General features: G+C 71.4%; 26 protein-coding genes and 1 pseudogene. 13 read left to right on the forward strand and 14 right to left on the reverse strand.

Annotated elements, in window-relative coordinates; all coding sequences use genetic code 11:
- Positions 1-19: 19 nt before the first annotated feature.
- Positions 20-898 (reverse strand): annotated as a pseudogene (locus tag VGD44_RS02530) (XdhC family protein); the annotation flags it as partial.
- Between the two features lie 123 nt (positions 899-1021).
- On the opposite strand from VGD44_RS02530, the gene VGD44_RS02535 reads away from it, so the two are divergent.
- A complete protein-coding gene (locus tag VGD44_RS02535; RefSeq protein ID WP_331083547.1) occupies positions 1022-1888 on the forward strand; it encodes a bifunctional regulator KidO in 867 nt (288 codons plus the stop codon).
- Here the strand turns inward: VGD44_RS02535 and moaC are convergent.
- Both moaC and moaB read right to left on the reverse strand, forming a co-directional pair.
- Positions 1848-2372 carry a cyclic pyranopterin monophosphate synthase MoaC gene (gene moaC, locus VGD44_RS02540; RefSeq protein ID WP_331083549.1) on the reverse strand — a complete coding sequence of 175 codons (525 nt, stop codon included), beginning with the start codon at positions 2370-2372 and terminating at the stop codon, positions 1848-1850. The genes VGD44_RS02535 and moaC overlap by 41 nt on opposite strands.
- Positions 2372-2923, reverse strand: a complete 552-nt coding sequence (gene moaB / locus VGD44_RS02545) for a molybdenum cofactor biosynthesis protein B (RefSeq protein ID WP_331083551.1) — start codon at positions 2921-2923, stop codon at positions 2372-2374. Before moaB ends, moaC begins: the two co-directional genes overlap by 1 nt.
- Before the next feature lie 117 nt (positions 2924-3040).
- Between moaB and VGD44_RS02550 the strand changes: the two genes are divergently transcribed.
- Complete coding sequence (locus tag VGD44_RS02550; protein ID WP_331083553.1) at positions 3041-4045, forward strand: TauD/TfdA family dioxygenase; 1005 nt, start codon at positions 3041-3043, stop codon at positions 4043-4045.
- Here the strand turns inward: VGD44_RS02550 and VGD44_RS02555 are convergent.
- Positions 4042-4311, reverse strand: a complete 270-nt coding sequence (locus VGD44_RS02555) for a hypothetical protein (RefSeq protein WP_331083555.1) — start codon at positions 4309-4311, stop codon at positions 4042-4044. The genes VGD44_RS02550 and VGD44_RS02555 overlap by 4 nt on opposite strands.
- Before the next feature lie 232 nt (positions 4312-4543).
- Between VGD44_RS02555 and VGD44_RS02560 the strand changes: the two genes are divergently transcribed.
- A complete protein-coding gene (locus VGD44_RS02560) occupies positions 4544-4807 on the forward strand; it encodes a hypothetical protein (RefSeq protein ID WP_331083556.1) in 264 nt (87 codons plus the stop codon).
- Here the strand turns inward: VGD44_RS02560 and VGD44_RS02565 are convergent.
- Genes VGD44_RS02565 through moaA form a run of 3 tightly spaced genes read right to left on the reverse strand, consistent with a single transcriptional unit; the run spans position 4804 to position 6525 of the window.
- The gene (locus tag VGD44_RS02565) at positions 4804-5247 is read right to left on the reverse strand and encodes a molybdenum cofactor biosynthesis protein MoaE (RefSeq protein WP_331083558.1); all 444 of its coding nucleotides are present in this window, start codon (positions 5245-5247) and stop codon (positions 4804-4806) included. The two genes, VGD44_RS02560 and VGD44_RS02565, sit on opposite strands and share 4 nt — an antisense overlap.
- The gene (locus VGD44_RS02570; protein ID WP_331083560.1) at positions 5244-5483 is read right to left on the reverse strand and encodes a MoaD/ThiS family protein; all 240 of its coding nucleotides are present in this window, start codon (positions 5481-5483) and stop codon (positions 5244-5246) included. The genes VGD44_RS02565 and VGD44_RS02570 overlap by 4 nt, the downstream gene beginning before the upstream one ends.
- Before the next feature lies 1 nt (position 5484).
- Entirely contained in the window at positions 5485-6525 is a 1041-nt protein-coding gene (moaA, locus tag VGD44_RS02575; RefSeq protein WP_331083562.1) for a GTP 3',8-cyclase MoaA, read from the reverse strand.
- 29 nt (positions 6526-6554) lie between these two features.
- Here moaA and VGD44_RS02580 point away from each other — a divergent pair, with 29 nt between their 5' ends.
- Entirely contained in the window at positions 6555-7154 is a 600-nt protein-coding gene (locus tag VGD44_RS02580; RefSeq protein WP_331083564.1) for a nucleotidyltransferase family protein, read from the forward strand.
- Between the two features lie 9 nt (positions 7155-7163).
- Here VGD44_RS02580 and VGD44_RS02585 read toward each other — a convergent pair whose 3' ends face one another.
- Positions 7164-7340, reverse strand: a complete 177-nt coding sequence (locus VGD44_RS02585) for a hypothetical protein (protein ID WP_331083566.1) — start codon at positions 7338-7340, stop codon at positions 7164-7166.
- Between the two features lie 218 nt (positions 7341-7558).
- Here VGD44_RS02585 and VGD44_RS02590 point away from each other — a divergent pair, with 218 nt between their 5' ends.
- The 3 genes from VGD44_RS02590 to VGD44_RS02600 all read left to right on the forward strand — a co-directional run bounded on the left by VGD44_RS02590 (position 7559) and on the right by VGD44_RS02600 (position 8741).
- A complete protein-coding gene (locus VGD44_RS02590; protein ID WP_331083568.1) occupies positions 7559-8041 on the forward strand; it encodes a hypothetical protein in 483 nt (160 codons plus the stop codon).
- A 90-nt stretch (positions 8042-8131) separates the two neighbouring features.
- Entirely contained in the window at positions 8132-8392 is a 261-nt protein-coding gene (locus tag VGD44_RS02595; RefSeq protein WP_331083570.1) for a dodecin family protein, read from the forward strand.
- Between the two features lie 151 nt (positions 8393-8543).
- The gene (locus VGD44_RS02600; RefSeq protein ID WP_331083572.1) at positions 8544-8741 is read left to right on the forward strand and encodes a hypothetical protein; all 198 of its coding nucleotides are present in this window, start codon (positions 8544-8546) and stop codon (positions 8739-8741) included.
- Between the two features lie 182 nt (positions 8742-8923).
- Here the strand turns inward: VGD44_RS02600 and VGD44_RS02605 are convergent, their stop codons facing one another.
- Positions 8924-9214, reverse strand: a complete 291-nt coding sequence (locus VGD44_RS02605; RefSeq protein WP_331083573.1) for a DUF1330 domain-containing protein — start codon at positions 9212-9214, stop codon at positions 8924-8926.
- A 272-nt stretch (positions 9215-9486) separates the two neighbouring features.
- Between VGD44_RS02605 and VGD44_RS02610 the strand changes: the two genes are divergently transcribed.
- Positions 9487-9714 (forward strand): hypothetical protein, encoded by a 228-nt coding sequence (locus tag VGD44_RS02610; RefSeq protein ID WP_331083575.1) that lies wholly within the window; start codon positions 9487-9489, stop codon positions 9712-9714.
- A 22-nt stretch (positions 9715-9736) separates the two neighbouring features.
- Here the strand turns inward: VGD44_RS02610 and VGD44_RS02615 are convergent, their stop codons facing one another.
- Entirely contained in the window at positions 9737-10405 is a 669-nt protein-coding gene (locus VGD44_RS02615; RefSeq protein ID WP_331083577.1) for a hypothetical protein, read from the reverse strand.
- Between the two features lie 11 nt (positions 10406-10416).
- Entirely contained in the window at positions 10417-11253 is an 837-nt protein-coding gene (locus tag VGD44_RS02620; protein ID WP_331083579.1) for an enoyl-CoA hydratase/isomerase family protein, read from the reverse strand.
- A gap of 111 nt (positions 11254-11364) precedes the next feature.
- On the opposite strand from VGD44_RS02620, the gene VGD44_RS02625 reads away from it, so the two are divergent.
- Positions 11365-12633 (forward strand): MFS transporter, encoded by a 1269-nt coding sequence (locus VGD44_RS02625; protein ID WP_331083581.1) that lies wholly within the window; start codon positions 11365-11367, stop codon positions 12631-12633.
- Positions 12634-12648: 15 nt separating this feature from the next.
- Here VGD44_RS02625 and VGD44_RS02630 read toward each other — a convergent pair whose 3' ends face one another.
- The 3 genes from VGD44_RS02630 to VGD44_RS02640 form a co-directional block, all read right to left on the reverse strand.
- The gene (locus VGD44_RS02630) at positions 12649-13035 is read right to left on the reverse strand and encodes a hypothetical protein (protein ID WP_331083583.1); all 387 of its coding nucleotides are present in this window, start codon (positions 13033-13035) and stop codon (positions 12649-12651) included.
- A 113-nt stretch (positions 13036-13148) separates the two neighbouring features.
- Positions 13149-13409 carry a hypothetical protein gene (locus tag VGD44_RS02635; RefSeq protein WP_331083585.1) on the reverse strand — a complete coding sequence of 87 codons (261 nt, stop codon included), beginning with the start codon at positions 13407-13409 and terminating at the stop codon, positions 13149-13151.
- A gap of 35 nt (positions 13410-13444) precedes the next feature.
- Positions 13445-14431: a caspase family protein gene (locus VGD44_RS02640; protein ID WP_331083587.1), complete on the reverse strand. Its 987-nt coding sequence runs from the start codon at positions 14429-14431 to the stop codon at positions 13445-13447.
- A 128-nt stretch (positions 14432-14559) separates the two neighbouring features.
- Between VGD44_RS02640 and VGD44_RS02645 the strand changes: the two genes are divergently transcribed.
- The 4 genes from VGD44_RS02645 to VGD44_RS02660 all read left to right on the forward strand — a co-directional run bounded on the left by VGD44_RS02645 (position 14560) and on the right by VGD44_RS02660 (position 18402).
- Positions 14560-15051 carry an OsmC family protein gene (locus VGD44_RS02645; protein WP_331083589.1) on the forward strand — a complete coding sequence of 164 codons (492 nt, stop codon included), beginning with the start codon at positions 14560-14562 and terminating at the stop codon, positions 15049-15051.
- 70 nt (positions 15052-15121) lie between these two features.
- Positions 15122-16165: an alpha/beta hydrolase gene (locus VGD44_RS02650; RefSeq protein WP_331083591.1), complete on the forward strand. Its 1044-nt coding sequence runs from the start codon at positions 15122-15124 to the stop codon at positions 16163-16165.
- Positions 16166-16202: 37 nt separating this feature from the next.
- Complete coding sequence (locus tag VGD44_RS02655) at positions 16203-17648, forward strand: aldehyde dehydrogenase family protein (protein ID WP_331083593.1); 1446 nt, start codon at positions 16203-16205, stop codon at positions 17646-17648.
- Entirely contained in the window at positions 17641-18402 is a 762-nt protein-coding gene (locus VGD44_RS02660; protein ID WP_331083595.1) for a glucose 1-dehydrogenase, read from the forward strand. Before VGD44_RS02655 ends, VGD44_RS02660 begins: the two co-directional genes overlap by 8 nt.
- Positions 18403-18669 lie beyond the last annotated feature (267 nt).

Below are 18669 nucleotides of genomic sequence, written 5' to 3' on the forward strand. Positions count from 1 at the left end.
TGGCGGTGATCTCGCCGATCACCGACACCGCCACCTCGAACGGCGACTTGCCGCCGATGTCGAGGCCGATGGGCGCATGCAGCCGGGCGATGGCGGATTCGGGCATCCCTTCCGCCTGCAGTTCCGCAAGCCGCCCCGCCAGCCGACGCCGTGCGCCCAATAGCCCGACATAGGGCGCCGCCGACGGCAGGGCCGCCTTCAACGCCGCGCGGTCGGTGTCGAGGTCGTGGGTGGCCACCGCCACCGCGGTCCAGGGGTCCAGCCCCACCGCCGCCAGCGCCTCGGCCGGCTCCTCCCGCCGATAGGCCAGACCCGCCACCGGCGGCGGCGTCGCCGGCCCCTTGGGCCGCACCAGTGTCGTCTCGAAGCCCGACTTCACGCCCAGCTCGGCGATGGCCAGCGCCGTCGGGTCGCCGCCCACGATCACCAGCCGCGGCGTCGGCTCGTAGGCTTTCACCACCGCGGCCTCCGGACACGGCGACAGGTCGGCCGCGCAGGCCCGCGCCGTCCCGTCGCTGACGTAGATGGTCGGCCGCCGCTCAGCCCAGGCGTCCAGTAGCTCGGTCAGCGCCGCGTCGTGCGCGTCCACTCGCTCCAGGAAGATCTCGATCCGCGCCCCGCACAGCAGCCGGATGTCGGGCCAGGGGCTGCCCTCCCCGTAGACCAGGGTACGCGGCTGGCCGTCCGCCAGGCAGGCGGCGGCATGGCCCGCCACGTCGCCCTCCACACAGCCGCCCGAGAAGTAGCCGGCCACGATCCCCGGCGCGAAGACCATCTGCGTCCCCTCCGGCCGCGGTCCGCCGCCTTCCACGGAATTCAGCGTGGCCAGCACCAGGGCCGAACCGGCGTCCCGCGCGGCCTTCAGCGCCGGGCGCACGTCTTCCGCGACCCCGAACATGGGCCACTCGGGGAGCTCGAAAACAGAGTCAATCACGTCTTAACCATCGGTCGGATACTGCTTCTTAGTCTTCCTGCGTCAAAATGGCCGCTCCCTCGGATTTGACCAAGCTTTTCAGGCTGCATGACCTCATCGCTCAGCAAACTCGGCCTCGGGACCGCTCAGTTCGGCCTCGACCAGCCTCCGGGACCCCGGGGCCGGCCGCGGGAAGCTGAGGCGCGCGACATCCTTTCCATCGCCGGCCGCTCGGGTCTCGCGGTCCTTGAGGTCGCCCGCCAGACGGTCACCGCCGACACCCATCTGCGCGGGGCGCTCCCGCAGCCCAACCCCTTCAACATGTGCCTCACCACCATCCGTCCCGAGCGCGGGCCGGAAGCGGTGGAGACCGAGCTGCGCGCCCAGATGCTTCGCCTGGGCGTCGAGCGCGTGGACGCCGTCGTGGTCCCCTCGGCCACCGACCTCTTCTCGCCCCAGGGCCCGGCGCTCTGGGACCGCCTCAAGAAGCTGAAGGACGAAGGCGTCTGCCGCCGCATCGGCGTGCCCGTCTACGCCTCGGATGACCCGGTGGGCGTCGCCCGGCGCTTCAAGCCCGACCTGGTGCAGGCCCCGGCCTCGCTGCTCGACCAGCGCCTGCTGCTCGACGGCTCGCTGGCCACTATCGCCGAACTGGGCGTCGAGGTGCACCTGCGCTCGATCTTCCTGAACGGCGTGCTGTTCCTGCCGCCCGACCGGGCGCCCAGCCACCTCAAGGCCGCCGCCGGCCGCATCTCGCGCGCCCGCCGGCTGATCGCCGAGGGCCGCTCCGACCCGTTGCAGGCGGCCCTGGGCTTCGCGCTCTCGCGCCCCGAGGCCTCCGCCGTCCTGGTGGGCGTCACCTCGGCCGCCGAGATGAGCGCCGTCGTCGCCGCCGCCATGAGCCCGCCGCCGGACCTCGACTGGGATGAGATGGCTATCGACGACCCCGACGCCCTGAGCTGGGTCGCGGCGTAGCTTTCTCTCCTTTGATGGGGAGGGAAAAGTCGCTCTTCCCGCCGGTCTTGCTGACCAGCCGCACGGCCTCGATCACCATCCCCTTCTCGGCCGCCTTGAGCATGTCGTAGAGCGTCAGCAGCGCCACCGAGCAGGCGGTCAGCGCCTCCATCTCCACGCCTGTCTGGCCCGTGGTCTTCACCCTCGCGGTCACCGAAAGCCCATCCTCGGCCGGCTCCACCCGCACCTCGGCCTTCGAGATGGGCAGCGGGTGGCACATGGGGATCAGGTCGGCGGTCTTCTTGGCCGCCATGACGCCGGCGATCTCGGCCACCGCGCGCACGTCGCCCTTCTTGCCCTCGCCGGACAGCGCCAGCGCCAGGGTCTCCGGGCTCATCCGCAGGAAGCCCTCGGCCACGGCCTCGCGCGCGGTCACGGCCTTGTCGGACACGTCCACCATCCGCGCCCGGCCGCTCTCGTCGATGTGGGTGAGCTTGCCCGACACTACGCTTCCATCAGCCGGGGCATGAGCTCGACCATGTTGCAGGGGCCGTGGCGGCTGTCGAGCTGGGCGGCGATCACCTTGTCCCAGCCGTCCTTCACCGCTCCGTTCGAGCCGGGCAGGCAGAAGACGAAGCAGCCCTTCACGATACCTGCCAGCGCCCGCGACTGCAGGGTGGAGAGGCCCACGGACTGGTAGCTCACTATGTGGAATACCACCGAGAAGCCGTCGATCTCCTTGTCGAACAGCGGCCGAACGGCCTCGGGCGTCACATCGCGGCCGGTGATGCCGGTGCCGCCGGTCGAGACGATGGCCTCGGCGCCCGCGTCCACCCACTTCAGGATCTGGGCGCGGATCTGGTCTACGTCGTCCTTGACGATCCCCTTGGCGACCAGCTCGTGGCCGGCGTCCGTCACCCGGCTCGCCAGCAGGTTCCCCGAGGTGTCGCTCTCCTCGTCGCGGGTGTCCGAGATGGTCAGCACCGCGATCTTCACGGGCTTCAGCGTCTTCGACGTGTCGATCTTCCCGCCGGGGGTGAAGACTGGGGCGTTCATGGGTCGGACTCCTTCGCCGGCAATCTAGCGGCCTCGCCCGCGTCGCCAAAGCTTGTCAGTCGGGTTCATTCGCATTTATATTTCCAGAAGTCTCGAAATGACGTGGAGCGCGTCGCCATGAACCCGGTCCTGGACGCCCATGCCGACATCCCCACCGCGCCGCTCGACACCCCCGATGTCTGGCGCGGCTCCGACCTCGCCGGCCGTAGCGACTGGCAGTACGTCTTCACCCCGGCCGACGTCGCCGAGTTGCTCGCGGCGGTCGCTCACGCTGGCGACAAACCGATGCCGGATTGGGCCCGCGAGGACGTCCCGCTGCCCACGCTTGCGCCTCGCATCGCCGGGTGGGTGGCCGAGCTGGACCGCGGACGCGGCTTCATCCTGCTGCGCGGCTTCCCCGTGGCCGACTACAGCGAGGAGACCTGCGCCAAGGTCTACTGGGCGCTCGGCCGCCACATGGGCCGCGCGATCTCGCAGAACACCGACGGCGACCTGATCGGGCACATCCGCGACACCGGAGCCGATCCGTCCGCCTACGGCGTTCGCCTCTACAAGACCCGAGCCGAGCAGGACTTCCACACCGACGCCGCCGACATGATCGGCCTCTTCTGCCTCAAGACCGCCCGCTCGGGTGGCGTCAGCCGGATCGTCAGCTCGCCCACCATCTACAACCGGCTGCTCGTCGAGCGCCCAGACCTCGCGCCGGTGTTGTTTGAGCCGTTTCCGTTCGACACCCAGGGTCAGCACAAGCCGGGCGACCGTCCCTGGTTCGACCTGCCGCTGTGCCGCTACGCCGACGGGCGGCTGCGCACCTTCTTCGTCCCCTGGTACATCCGCGAGAGCCAGCAGCACGCCGAGGCCCCGCGCCTGACCCGCGCCCAGGAAGAGGCCGTCGCGTTCATCGAACGGACGGCCAACGACCCGGACCTCTACCTCGACATGGATTTCCGGCCCGGCGACATCCAGTTCCTCAAGAACGCCGCCGTCCTGCACAAGCGGACCGCCTACGAGGACTGGGACGAACCCGCCCGCAAGCGCCACCTCCTGCGCCTGTGGCTGGTGGAGCCGCGGTTCTCGGCTGGTGACGAGTTCCTGCGCCGCGGCGTCGCGGCGGCCGGCTAGTTCGCCTCGTCCTCGACCGCCATCGAGCCGAAGCCGATCAGCCGCCGGCCGTCCAGCCGCAACTCGGCCCCCAGGTGGTGCGGGCTGTCGACGACCATACGCCGGGTCGCCTCGATCGCCCCGGCCTCGTCGGCGGCGATCAGGTACAGGGTCGGCACCGAGTAACGGCTGTCATCGATGAAGACCTCGAACGTGTGTCGAGGCGGGTCCCTCTCTTCGTCCAGCAGGTTCCGCTCCAGATCAAATGTCGCATAGTCGACGGTCATGTGATTTTCTTTCTCTTGCCATCGTAGCATTCGATCTGGATTAATCAAAACGGATCTTGTTTTACATAGTTATAGTAATACTGCTTTCACGGTAAATATTCACAATGAGCTGCTGACACCGCTCCAGCCTAAACCGTAGTCGCCGCCGGGCGCCGATTATGAGTAAGTTGCAACGCTTCCGCCTGTTGAGCGTTTACCGGTCCAACGTCCATGCAAGCTGGGCTGGAAAAGGATGCCTGACCAACTGCGCGGTGAGCGGCTGCAGATCATGCTCACCGAGACCGAACTGTCCGCGCTCGACGACTGGCGCTTCGCCAGACGCATGCCGAGCCGAGCCGCCGCCGTGCGCGAGCTCCTGCGTCTGGGCCTCACCGCCGAGGGCATGAACCTTGCCGATGGGCGCATGCGCTCGAAGGACTTCAGCGTCACGGACGGCGAAGACCACGGGGCCGGGCATCGTCCCCGCCACACGAACGGCGACGGCGCGGACCTCTAGCGCCAGCGTTCCCGGTCGGCGTGGTCCTGGGCGGTGGGCTCGATCCACCGCTCGCCCTCGGGCCCATGCTCCTTCTTCCAGAAGGGGGCCTTGGACTTCAGGTAATCCATCAGGAAGTCGCAGGCCTCGAAGGCCGCGCGGCGATGGCTCGCGGCCGTCGCCACGAAGACGATCGGCTCGCCCGGGCCGATCCGGCCCACGCGGTGCAGGATCATCAGGTCGTGCAGCGCCCAGCGCCCCTGCGCCTCGCTCGCGATCTTGCTGATCTCCGTTTCGGTGAAGCCGGGATAGGCCTCGAGCTCCAGGATGTTCGTCGCGCCCTGCTCGGCGCGCGCCAGGCCGGTGAAGGTGGCCACCGCCCCCGTCTCGCTCCGCCCGCGGCTGAACTCCGAGAGCAAAGCCCCGGGATCGAACGGCGCCTCGGTGAGGCGGATGCTCATCCGCCGCTCATCGGCGGCAGGAAGGCGACCTCGCTCCCGTCGCTCAGCGCCGCGTCGCCGCGCACCAGCGCCTGGTCCACCGCCACCTGCACGCCCGGGCCGCTGATCGCCTCGCCCAATTCGGCGTCCGCCTCGGCCAGGGCGATGCGCAGCGCCGAGACCGAGCCGGCCTCGATCCGCTTCTCCCGCCAGCCGGCGAGATCACGCAGTGGTCCGAACAGCAGGACGCGGGCCACCTCAGCCCCCCGTGGTGGACATGTGCCGCGCAACGGCGGGCTGGCGCCGGGCGATCTCGAAGTCGTGGCCCTTGGGCTTGACCGACACCCCGCCGCGGATCACCGCCGCCAGCTCGGCGTCGGTGGCGCCCGCGCGCAGCACAGCGCGCAGGTCGGTGGCGTCCTCCTGGCCCAGGCAGGTGTGCAGCGTCCCCGTGCACGTCAGCCGCACGCGGTTGCAGGCCTCGCAGAAATTGTGGCTGAGCGGGGTGATGAGGCCCAGCCGTCCGCCGGTCTCCTCCACCCGGACATAACGCGCCGGCCCGCCGGTCGAGAACGGCAGGTCGGTGAGCGTCCAGAAGCTCTCCAGTTCGGCGCGCACGTCGGCGAGCGACAGGTACTGGTCGGTGCGGTCGGCTTCGACCTCGCCCATCGGCATAGTCTCGATCAGCGTGAGGTCATGGCCCTGGCCGTGCGCCCAGCGGATCAGCTCGGGCAGCTCCGCGGCGTTGTCGTGCTTCAGCGCCACGGCGTTGATCTTGACTGCGAGGCCAGCCGCCTTCGCGGCTGCGATGCCGTCCAGCACCTTCGCCACCTGCCCGCCGCGCGTCAGCGTCCGGAAGAGCTCGGGCTTCAGCGTGTCCAGCGACACGTTCACCCGCCGGATGCCCGCCGAGGCCAGTTGTGGCGCGAACTCGGCCAGCCGCGTGCCGTTGGTGGTCAGCGTCAGCTCGTCCAGCGCCCCGCTCGCCAGATGCCGCGACAGGCTGCGGATCAGGTCCATCATGCCCTTGCGCACCAAGGGCTCGCCGCCGGTCAGCCGGAGCTTGCGCGTGCCCAGTCCCACGAAGGCCGTGGCGATGCGGTCCAGCTCCTCCAGGCTCAGCACCTCGGCCTTCGGCAGGAAGGTCATGTGCTCGGCCATGCAGTAGACGCAGCGCAGGTCGCAGCGGTCGGTGACCGACAGGCGCAGATAGGTCACCGTGCGGCCGAAGCTGTCGATCAGCGGCGCGGTCGTTGGCGTACCTTGGGCCGCGGGGGCTATGTCGTCGTACGGCGTCATCGGTACGACAAGATAAGGGGGAACCGCGCGTGGCGACAGGGGCCGACTTCACGGAGAGCTTCGCCGCCCTCGTCCTGGCGGCCGGATCCGCCAGCCGCTTCGGCGGCGGCAAGCTCACCGCGGACTATGCCGGGCGCCCGCTCCTGCACCATGCCCTGGCCGCGGCCCGCGCGGCGCCGGTGGCGTCGGTGACCGTCGTCACGGGGTCCGACGCAGAGGCCGTGGCCGCCTGCGCACGGGCCTTCGACCCGGCCATCCGGCTGGCCCACGCCGCCGACCACGCCGAGGGCATGGCCGCCTCGCTTCGCGCCGGGATCGCCAGCCTGCCGGACGGAACCACGGCCGCCTTCGTCTTCCTGGGCGATATGCCGCGCGTGCCGCATGCGGTGCTGGAGCCGCTGGCGGCGGCGGTCAGGGCCGGCGCGCCGGCCGCGGCGCCCGTGTTCCAGGGCCGGCGCGGCAATCCGGTGGTGCTGGCGAAGGCGGTGTTCGCCGCGGTGTCGGCGCTGGAGGGCGATGTCGGCGCCCGGCCCATCCTGCAGCGCCTGGGCGCGCGTTTGGCCCTGGTCGAGGCGCCGGACGACGGGATCCTGTTCGATGTCGACGAGCCGGGCGACCTCGCCCGCTGAGCCCTGGCCCTAGACCTTCAGGTCAACCTGCGCCGCCGGCGGCGCTGAGGGGGCGATCCGCACCTGGTCGGCCAGGTTCAGCGTCCGGGCCGCCGCGGCAAGCGTCTGCGCCGCCTGCACCGAGGTGGGCAGGAGCAGGGCCGTCCATAGCCCTTGGCCGGAATTTCTCAGCTGCACGCTGACCATAGCGTTGCCTCGACATTCTGACGGCGACGCTAGGACACAAGCCCTTAACGGGCAGTTAACCTGGGCTCACTTTATGGTTGCAGCGCGCTCGTGTCGCGGGCGCCCGTCTCGGAGGCCTGCGGCGGCGTTCCCGTTCCTGCCCAACCCGCGTTCGGCCGACGCGATACGCGAGGCCGCGCAGGGTTGCCGGGGGCGCCGGGTCGGGGGATGCTCGCCGCATGGCTGTTCCGTTCCGCCTTACCTCGATGCTGGCCGGTCTGGCGCTGGCGACGCTCGCCACCGCAGCCGCCGCGCGCGACTATGTCGTAGTCAGTTCGACCGACCCGGCCGTGGCCCGCGGCCAGTCCTTCGCCGCCGGCGCGCGCGTGGCGCTCCCGGTCGGCAAGACCGCCACCCTGATGCACGCGTCCGGCGATCTGGTGCGCATCAAGGGCGCGGCCGGCGGCGTCCTGCTGCCCAGGCGCGCGGCCAGCCAGGGCGAGGCCGACCGCCTCGCCATCCTGAAGGTGATCGTGGCCCCGGCCGAGCGGTCCACGGTAGGCGGCATGAAGCTCGCCAGGACCCGCGGCGGCGTCTGCCCGCGGCCCGAGGCGGTCGCGACGCTGGACGCCATCGTCCAGGTCCACCAGGCCGGCTGCCCGGCCGTCGCCGCCGACGCGCTCGAGGCCTGGTTCGCGAGCCACCCGCCCTCGGCCGAATAGCCGGTTGCGCACCGCCCGCCGCGGGCGCAGGGTCAACTCCGCGACCAGCTCGGCGGCCGTCGCCGGGCGCGCCTGCGACAGGAGGTCCGCATGAGCGTCTACCGCGTCACCGAAGTCATCGGAACGAGCAGCAAGAGCTGGGAGGACGCCGCGCAACAGGCGGTCTCGGCGGCGGCGCGCAGCTTGCGCGACCTGCGGGTGGCCGAAGTGGTGGAACAGGACCTGACCCTCGCCGACGACGGCACCATCGACAGCTTCCGCACCAAGCTGCGCCTGTCCTTCAAGTACGAGCAGCCGATCGGCGCCCCCGAGTGGGAAGGCCAGGAAGCCCGCCAGACGATCCCCGCCTGAGCCACCCTGATCCCGGCGGCCCGACCCTGCGTCGGGTCGTCGACAACGCGCAAAAGTTACCCACGGCCTAGCCGAACCCGTCGGCCTTCCACGGCTTTAGGACCGCGCAGCCCCTCCGGGCTGCACGCAGATCCAGACGGAAGGAAGACCTATGGGCGACGAAAACAACATGGACAACCAGAACGACCAGACCCGCCGTCCGCAGCAGCAGGACAACCAGGGCACGCAACAGCAGCCGAACCAGCAACAGCAGCAGGGCGAGCGTCGCGACCAGCAGCGCGGGCAAGGTCAGCAGGACAAGCAAAACCAGGCCGGCCAGCAGGATCAGCAGAAGGATCAGAACCGCTAGCGGGTCACAAAACGAAGGCGGCCCCGGCAGCCATCTAAGGCGCCAGGGCCGCACACCCGCCGCTGGCCGGTCCGGAGGGGGAAGGACCAAGTTGACCAGCGCGATCGCATGTTCATTTGGGGGGCCTGTGCGCCGGTTCAAGGGCGCGGCTCATCCCAAAACGTCGCGCCTCCGCTCGCACTTCAGTCGCACCCATCGACCAGGACCAGCTTGCTGTTGGTCGTCCTGTGGCGCACGGCAAAGAGCGCCTGAGCCTTGGGGTCGTCCAGGAAGGCCACGGCGTTCTCACGTGCTGGAAATTCCAAGATCACCATCCGCTGGGGCGTCCAGTCGCCCTCCATGACGGCCGGCTCCACCCCGCGCACGATGTATCTTCCCCCGTGCTTCTCGATGAACGCCGGAATGGCCTCGACGTACGGCAGGAAGCCTGGAAGGTCGTGAACGGCGAAGTCGAGCACCAAGTACGCCTTCATCTTCCGTCCCAGATTGCGACGAGGCGTAGGACCGGCATCCCTAAGGGATGCCACCCGCCCTTGAATCCATGGTCGAATGCGAGCCTGGGGGTCGAGCCGTGTCAAGGACGCGCCTCTGGCGCGCCGCCGCGGCCGGCCCTGCGGGCCGGTCCCTGAGACGGCTCGACCCCCAGGCATACTGGCAGCCATGGACTTAAGGCTCAGAAGGGCCGCTGCCGACGCGTTGCGGGTGTCTAGCCCCTGAGCAAGCTTATGGAGTGAAGGAGCGGACGATGCCCGAGATCGCCGGTCGGCAGTATGAGGTGATTGTCGGCAGCGATGTCGCCGAACGCGATGGAATGTACCTTGAGCTCTACGACGCTGCGGAGCAGATCCTTGAAGTCTTCTATTCGGACGCCGATGGGTCGATGACCTTCAGTGCCTTCCGATCCGACCTGCCCTTGGCCGTTGTTGAGTGGGCTATCGCCGAGGGTAAGGCCCGCCTTATCCCTGTGCGCTGAGTTCCGCGGGCCCCCGTCTCCCCTACCGCATCGCCGCCAGCGCCACCGCGGCCGAGGCTTCCTCCAGCTTCGCCCGGTCCGGACCGTACGCCGCCTCCGCCGCCTGGTAGCGCGCCGCCAGGGCCTGCAGGTTGGTCAGCAAGAGCGCGTGCTCGGCCTCCAGCGCCTTGCAGCCCTCGTAGGCCAGCAGCGGCTCGCTGGCGTTGCAGGTCTCCAGCATCGCCTCGGCCGCGGTGACCTGGTCGTCCGTCTCCTGGCGCAGCTTGGCCTGGCCGTCCATCAGCGCGGCGTGGGCCGTTTCGGCTTCCCGGCGAGCGGCCGTCACCAGCGCGGTCAGCGACGCCCGACGCGCCGCCGGCGCCTGGTCCGCGCCCCGCCCCGCCTCCAGCGCCCGCGCCGCCGCCGACCGGATGCGGGCCTCGTGGTCGGCGATGGCCTTCAGGGCCGCGGGCGTGCGCTCGTTGAACGCCTTCACCTTCGCCAGACCGGCGTCCACGCCGTCGGCGCCGCCGGGCCGGCCGGAGTCGGCCGTCACCGGCGCCAGCGCGGGGCGCTGGGGCGACGCCTTGGGCGGAAACGCCTGGCGATTGGCCTCATCGTCGCCCTTGTCCTGGCATGCGGCCAGCAGCAGGCCGATCGCTGCGACGACGCCGATCGCCCCAACGCCGATCCCTGGGCCCCTCGCGCGCATGGCCGGCTCCTCTATCTCCCGGAGAATCGCGGCGCCCGCTTCTCCATGAACGCCTTCATACCCTCCATGGCGTCCTCCGTCCTCAACAGCGGCAGGAGCTGCAGGAAGACGTGGTGGACGTGCTCGTCGAAGCCTTCGGACAGCCCCATGCGCATCATCCGCTTCGACGCCTGCACGGCCAGCGGCGCGTTGGCGGCGATCTCCAGGGCGAGCCCGCGGGCCACGCGGGCGACGTCGGCCTCGGGCACGGCCTGCGAGGCCAGGCCCAGCTCGACGCACTCCGCCGCGGTCAGGGTGCGGCCGGTGAAGATGATCTCGGCCGCCTTCGACCAGCCGATCAGCCGCGGCAGGAACCAGGTGCCGCCGCTCTCGGGCACGATCCCGCGCTTGGTGAAGGCTGCCGCCAGCTTGGCGCCGTCGGCCATGATCCGGATGTCGCAGCCCAGCGCCGTGTCCATGCCGTATCCCGCCGCCGAGCCGTTCAGCGCGCAGATCGTGGGCGTGTCCAGGTTGAACAGCACGGTGGGCGGCGTCGAGCGCAGGTCGAGGTTGGTGGAGGTCGAAGCGCCCTCAAGCCCGGTGCTGCCCTTGGTGGCGCCCGCGAGGTTCAGGCCCGCGCAGAACGCTCGCCCGGTCCCGGTCAGGATGATGCAGCGCACCTCGGGGTCGCGATCGGCCTTGAGCAGCAGCTCGGCCAGCAGGCCCAGCATCGGCCCCGAGATGGTGTTCATCCGCTCGGGCCGGTTCAGGGTGAGCGTGGCGACGTGCTCGCTGACCTCGTAGAGCACCTCGGGTCCGGCGGTTTCCGCAGCGGCTTGCGGGTTCGTGGCGACGGCGCTGTCGGCCATAGGACGTCCTCCTGATCCTTGCGCCTCAGGCTAATCCCTTGCCGCTAGGCGAGGGCAATGGTTTTCGCAAACAGCGTACGCCATGCCATGCTGCGGTGGGGGAACGCAGCGGTGACGGCCACTTCAGACACCATCGACGGCCAGCCCGCGGCGCCCACGGGCTTCGCCGCTTACCTTTGCGCGCACGCGGCCTGGTTCCTGGTGTTCGGCGTCCAGATGGTGCTGTTCCCCTATCTGGTGCGCGTGGTGCTGCACGAGGACGAGATCCGCCTGGGCCTCGCCCAGATGTGCCAGCAGCTGCCAACCACGCTGCTGATCCTGCTGGGCGGCTTCGTCGCCGATCGCGCCGACGGCAAGAAGATCGTCGTCGGCGCCTGCCTGGTCGCCGCCGCGACCTTCTTCGTCCTCGCCGGCCTCGTCTCCAGCGGACGGCTCACCTACGGCCTCTTGATCGGCTACGCGCTGGTGGTCGGCGTGATCGGGGCCTTCGCCACGCCGGCCCGCGACGCGCTACTGAGCCACGTGGCCCCCGTCGCCGGCGGCGTGCAGCGTGCGGTCTCGGGCGCCTTCCTCGCCCAGTTCGCGGGCCAGATCCTGGGCATGGTCGCGGCGATCTTCGCGCCGCTGGTGGGCGTCGCGGCCTTGCTGTTCGGCCAGGCCGGCCTGCTGCTCGCGGCCGGCGCGGCGGCGCTGCGCATGCGCCCGCGGCCCGCCCAGGTGCGCGCCCCGGCGGTGGGCCATCCGCTGCGGTTCCTGCTGGCCGAGATCGCCGAAGGCTTCCGGGCCGCCGTGGCCTCGCCGGTGATCGGGCCGGTCTTGCTCTGCAGCGTCGGCATGGGCGTCTGCTTCATGGGCGCCTTCTTCGTGCTCCTGCCGCTGATCGTGCAGAGCTACTTCCCGCCGGTGACCGCCGGCGCCCAGAACACCGCGATCGCCTCGGCGCTGGGCGTCTTCACCCTCTGCTTCTGGGTGGGGTCGATGCTGTCGGCGATGGTGCTGATGCGGCTCGGCCCGCCGCGCCGCAAGGGCCTGGCCTATCTGTTGGCGCTGGCGTCAGGCGCCCTGGTGCTAGGCCTCTGCGCCATCCCGATGCCGTTCTGGGCGCTGTGCGGCCTAAACCTCGTCTGGGGTCTGGGCGGCGGCGTGGCCATGACCCTGGGCCGCGGGCTGGTGCAGGAGCACGCCCCCGAAGACAAGCGCGCCCGCGTGCTCTCGATCTTCACGCTCGGGGGGATGGGCGGCGGTCCGCTGGGGGCGGTCGTCTACGGCGTCCTGGCGCACGAGATCGGGCCGCGGCCGGCGATCCTGGTCCCCGCGATCCTAATGGGCGTCGTCGTCGCAGCCGTCGCCGCCCGCTCACGCCTGCGGACCCTGGCATAGACGTTCGAGCCCGCCCTAGCCCCAGGCGATCTTCACCCGGCGGACCCGCACCGAGGCGGCGATGGCGTCGGCGCGGGCCTGGTCGCCCGGCACGTCCGCCGCCCAGGCCTGCACCTCGGACGGCCAGCGGGTGTCGGTGACCATGATCCGGCTGCGCGGCACGGCGCGGTCGGCGGCGTTCCCGGCGTAGATCCCGGCGTACACGCGGCCTTCGCAGCTGACGTAGAAGATCGCGAACGAGGCGCGGACCGCGCCGTCCTCCAGCACGCAGCCCTCGGGCAGGTCGACGGTGAACGCAGCCCGCGCGCGGCCCAGGTCGAACACCGGCGGGGCCGCGCCCGCGGTTCCGGCCAACGCCGCAAGTCCCAAAGCCAAGCCGAGGCTCTTAGCCTTCCAACCCATCCCAAGTCCTCCCAGAACACCCGCTTATCGTTGGGCTCGCTGGCCCGCGGTTTGTTGTGGGTATGGAACACCGGGATCGCCGAACCGTCCAGAGGGCGGATCGCCGCTCCGGCTCAGGTTCCGCAGCCGCCGGCCAGCCGCCGCGCGTGGTCGGCCCGCTGCATCACGCCCGGCGGCCGCTGCGGATACCGCCGCTCCAGCTCGCCCAGCATCATGCAGGCGTCATTGGCCCGCTTCTCCTCGGCGAGCGCCAGGGCCGCACTCGCCGCCGCGTCGGCCGCCCAGGCCGTCGTCGGCCAGCCCCTGAGCGACAGCAACAGCTCGCGCAGCGCCCCCGTCCGGTCGCCCCGCTCGAGCAGGCCCCTGGCGGTCATGTAGTGGTCGAACGGCTTTGCGCCGCCGAACGCCCCTAGCGTGTCGCCGCCGAGCGGCGCCGCGGCCCCTTGAGCGTCGTGATTGCCGCCTTCGCCATCACGGCATAAGCGCCGTCCGGATACTGCGCGAGATAGGCCTGGTAGGCGGCCACCGTGTTCAGCCGCTCGGCGCTTTTCCAGCTGTTGAGCTCGGCGTCCAGGCCCACCGCCGCCGGGGCCGAGGTCTGCACGGGCGCGGCCGGCTGGGCCTCTCCACCCACCAGGAAGAACGGTTGGCCGCTCATGCTCGCGCTCACGAACGGCCGCTGCTGCTGGCCGGTGGCGCCCATCACGTCGTCGCGGATCACGCCGCCCAGCAGCTGCACCGGCACCCCGGCCTTCGGCAGCGCCCGGGCCACCGCCTCGGCGAACGGCGAGTTGACGCCCTTGCCGTCTGCCGCCCGCTCGCCCGGCGCCGCGGCGAAGACGATCAGCACGTCGTCGGCCTCCACGCGCCCCAGCCCGCGCATGACGCTGCGCGTGCCCGCCTTCCACGTCCGTCCGAACGGATTGTCCCGGCAGGCGTCGAGCAGGAGGATCCGCACCCGCGCGCCCGCCACCGCCTCCAGCGCCAGGTTGGTGTCGATCGCCTCGTAGGGCAGGGCGCGCTCGTCCGACAGCGTGGCGTCGATCGGGATCAGCCAGTTCACGCCCTTCGCCTCGATCCCGTGGCCGGCGTAGTAGATCACCGCCACCTCGGCCCCGTCGGCCTGCGTCTGGAACTCGCGCAGCGCCTTCTGGAAAGCCTGGGTCGACAGGTCGGTGCGCGTGGTCACGGTCGTGAACCCCGCCTGCTTGAGCGCCCCGCCCACCAGGTTGGCGTCGTTGTGGGTGTTGGCGAGCGCGCCGGCCGAGGCGTAGGCGCCATTGCCGATGACCAGCGCCACCCGCTTCGGCCCCTGGGCCAGCGCCGGCGCGGCCACGACCAGCGCGGCGATCACCGCTAGCACCGCCCGCCACACCGTCCGCAGCCCCCGCGTCATACGCCTACGCCCTCGCCCCGCCGAATATAGCCTGACCGCACACGGATGAATTGTCGATCCGCCGCCTCTGCTAGAACGGCGCCTACGCCAGCCGCCCCACCTTCACTTCCTTAAGGAACACCAGGCCCATGCCCGACTGCATCGCCGATCCAGACGCCGTCACCGTCGCCGAGACGGGCGCCGGCAAGTTCCAGGTCGAGGTCCTGGCCCCCGGCGCGACCTTCCTGGCAGACGAGCCGGTCGAGGCCGGCGGCCTGGGCTCGGGCCCCGACCCCTACGACCTCTTGGCCGCCGCGCTCGGCGCCTGCACGTCCATGACCCTGCGTCTCTACGCCGAGCGCAAGGGCTGGCCGCTCGAGCACGTCATGGTCCGCGTCGTCCACGCCCGCACCGGCGAGGGCGGCCGCGACCGCTTCGCCCGCGAGGTGGTGCTGGACGGCCCGCTCGAGCCCGCCCAGCGCGCCCGCCTGCTCGAGATCGCCGACAAGTGCCCCGTCCACCGCACCCTCGAGCGCGGCTCCGAGATCATCACCGTGCTGTCCGCCCCACCCCCGGCCGACACCCTGGCGCTGGCCGGCGAAGGCCACCTGCGCGACATGCTGGAGGCGTGCGCGGACTAGCTGGCGGCTTGGCCTCCCTAGCGGCGCCCTGTCAGCCTCCCTCCATCCGTCGCTGCAGGAGCCGACTGCCATGAACGACGTCACCGCCTCCAAGCTCGTCCGCGATCCGCGCATCGACCCGCGGCTGAAGGCCCTGTTCGCCTGGCCCGACCGCCCGCCGGTCGGCGATATCGCGAGCCGCGAGGCGCTGATCGCCGAAGCCAACACCCCGGCCGCGCTGGCCGCCGAGGCCGCCATGATCGGGCTCTTCGACGCTTGCGACACCGAGGCGAACGCGCCCACGACCGGCCTCTCCATCGGGACCGAGACCTACGTCTCCGCCCCCGACGGCAACTCGATCCAGGCCGCGGTGATCCGCCCGGACACCGCCGAACGGCTGCCCGCGATCGTCTACATCCACGGCGGCGGCATGCAGACCATGAGCTGCTTCAACGGCATGTACAAAGCCTGGGGCCGCATCATCGCCAGCCAAGGCGTGGCCGTGGTCATGCCCGACTTCCGCAATGCGCTGCGTCCCTCCTCCGCGCCCGAGGTGAAGCCGTTCCCGGCCGGTCTCAACGACTGCGTCTCGGCGGTGAAGTGGGTTCACGGCAACGCGCACGCCCTCAACATCGACCCCGACCGCATCGTGGTCGCCGGCGAGAGCGGCGGCGGCAACCTCACGCTGGCCACGGGTCTCAAGCTCCTGAAGGACGGCGACATCGGGCTCATCAAGGGCCTCTACGCGCTCTGCCCCTACATCGCCGGCCAGTGGCCCCACCCCGACAACCCGTCGTCCGTCGAGAACAACGGCATCCTGCTCGAGCTGCACAACAACCGCGGCGCCATGGCCTACGGCATCGAAGAGCTTGAGCGGAAGAACCCGCTCGCCTGGCCCGGCTTCGCCACAGAGGCCGACGTCCGCGGCCTGCCGCCCGTGATCATCAGCGTCAACGAGTGCGACCCGCTGCGCGACGAGGGCGTGAACTTCTACCGCCTGCTCCTGCGCGCCGGCCAACCCGCCCGCTGCCGCCAGATCATGGGCACGACCCACGGCGCCGAGATCTTCTCCATCGCCTGCCCCGAGATCAGCCGCGACACGGCCGCCGACCTCGCGCGGTTCGCCAAAGGCTGACCCTTGGGCTTACTCTCCGCTTCGGGGAGGGAGCGCCGTGGCGGTTGAGCTGAACAGGGACGGCTTGCGGATCGGCGGCGCCTGGCGCGCCGGCGCCGGCGGCCGCCTGCCGGTCGAGAACCCCTCCACCGGGGACTGCGTCGGCGAGATCGCCGCGGCCGACGCCGGCGACGTCGACGCTGCCGTCTCCGCCGCCCGCATCGCGCTCAGCGGCGACTGGGGGCGCCTGTCCGCCACCGAGCGCGGCCGCCTCCTCGCCCGCCTCGGAACCCTCGTCGCCGAGCACGCCGAGCCCCTCGCCCACATCGAGGCGCGCGATGTCGGCAAGCCGCTCCGCCAGGCCCGCGCCGACGTCACCGCGCTCGCCCGCTACCTGGAGTTCTACGCCGGCGCCGCCGACAAGGTGCTGGGCGAGACCATCCCCTACCTGCCCGGCTACACCGTCCACACCCGGCGCGAGCCGCACGGCGTCACTGGCCACATCATCCCCTGGAACTACCCGCTGCAGATCATCGGCCGCTCCGTGGTCGCGGCGCTGACCATGGGCAACGCCGCCGTCCTGAAGCCCGCCGAGGACGCCAGCCTGTCGGCGCTGGCCTTCGCCGCGCTGGCCGAGGCGGCGGGCCTGCCGCCCGGCGCCCTGAACGTCGTCACCGGCCGCGGCGACACCGCCGGCGCGGCGCTCGCCGGCCATCCCGGGATCAACCACCTCTCCTTCACCGGCTCCGGCCCGGTGGGCGCCCAGGTCCAGGCCGCGGCCGGCCGCAACGGCGTCGGCGTCACCCTCGAGCTGGGCGGCAAGTCGCCCCAGCTGGTCTTCGACGACGCCGACCTCGAAAAGGCCCTGCCCTTCCTGGTCGCCGCCGCGATCCAGAACGCCGGCCAGACCTGTTCGGCCGCCTCGCGCATCCTGGTGCAGCGCGGCGTCCACGACCGCGTCGTGGCGGCCCTCGCCGAGCGGTTCGCCGCCCTCACCGCCGGTCCCGCCGAGGCCGACCTGGACCTAGGTCCCCTGATCTCGGCGAAACAGCGCGCCCGCGTGCAGGGGTTCCTCGCCCAGGGCCGCGCCGACCTGGCGCTCGCCGCCGAAGGCCGCATCGCCGAGGGCGCCCCGCCCGGCGGTCACTACGTCGCCCCTGTCCTCTTCACCGGCGTCCCGGCCGACCACCCGCTGTTCCAGGGGGAGATCTTCGGCCCCGTCGCCCTGGTCACCGCCTTCGACGACGAGGCCCAGGCGATCGCGCTGGCCAACGCCACCCGCTACGGCCTGGTCGCCGGGGTCTGGACCCGCGACGGCGACCGCCAGATGCGGCTGGCGCGCGACGTGCACGCCGGCCAGGTGTTCATCAACAACTACGGCGCCGGCGGCGGCGTCGAGCTGCCCTTCGGCGGCGTCGGCGCCTCCGGCCACGGGCGCGAGAAGGGCCTGGAGGCCCTCTATGGCCTCTCCGCCCTCAAGACGGTGGCGCATCACCATGGCTGACGCGAACCTCCGGCTCAGCGGCCAGGCCGCCGTCGTCACCGGCGGCGCCTCGGGCTTCGGCGAGGGGATCGTGCGCCGCTTCGTCGCCGAAGGCGCCCGCGTCGGCATCGCCGACCTAAATCTCGAGGCCGCCCAGCGCCTGGCCGCCGAGCTGGGCGCCGCCGCCGTCGCCCTGGCGGTCGACGTCTCCGACGCCGCCCGAGTCGCCGAGATGGCCACGGAAGCGCAGGCGCGCCTGGGGCCCATCGGCATCGTCGTCAACAACGCCGGCGTCCCCCAGGCTCCCGGCGCCCTGACCGACATGCCCGAGCACGAGTTCGACCGGCTCTTCGCGATCAACGCCAGGTCGGTGTTCCTCACCAGCCGCGCCTTCGTGCCGGCCATGATCGCGGCGGGCGGCGGCGCGATCCTCAACATCGCCTCCACCGGCGGCGTGCGGCCGCGCCCGAACCTCACCTGGTACAACGCCTCCAAGGGCTGGATGATCGCCGCCACGAAGGCGATGGCGATCGAGCTCGCCCCGGCCGGCATCCGCGTCAACGCGCTCAACCCGGTGGCCGGCGACACGCCCATGCTGAACACCTTCATCGGCGGCGACAGCGACGAGGCCCGCGCCCGCATCGTCGCGACCATCCCGCTGGGCCGCCTCTCCACCCCGGCCGACATCGCCGCCGCCGCGGCGTTCCTGTGCTCGCCGGACGCCGCCATGATCACCGGCGTGGCCCTGGAGGTAGACGGCGGCCGCTGCATCTGAGGCGCCCATTCGGCTGCTGGTCCTCACCGGCGACGGCATCGGCCCCGAGGTCACCGACCAGGCGCTGCGGATCGTCACCTGGTTCGCGCCTCGCCTCGGCCGCCGCTCCAGATCGGCCATGGCCTGGTCGGCGGCGCCTCGATCGACGCCTGAGACGAGGCGGTCAGCGACGCCGTGGTCGCCGAGGCCAAGGCCGCCGACGCCGTCCTCGCCGCCCTCGACCTCGCGTTCATGGACTCGCTGACGTAACGACGGTACGCGTAAAGC

The sequence above is a fragment of the Phenylobacterium sp. genome (genome assembly GCF_036402295.1).
In the GTDB taxonomy this organism is placed as follows: Bacteria; Pseudomonadota; Alphaproteobacteria; order Caulobacterales; family Caulobacteraceae; genus Phenylobacterium.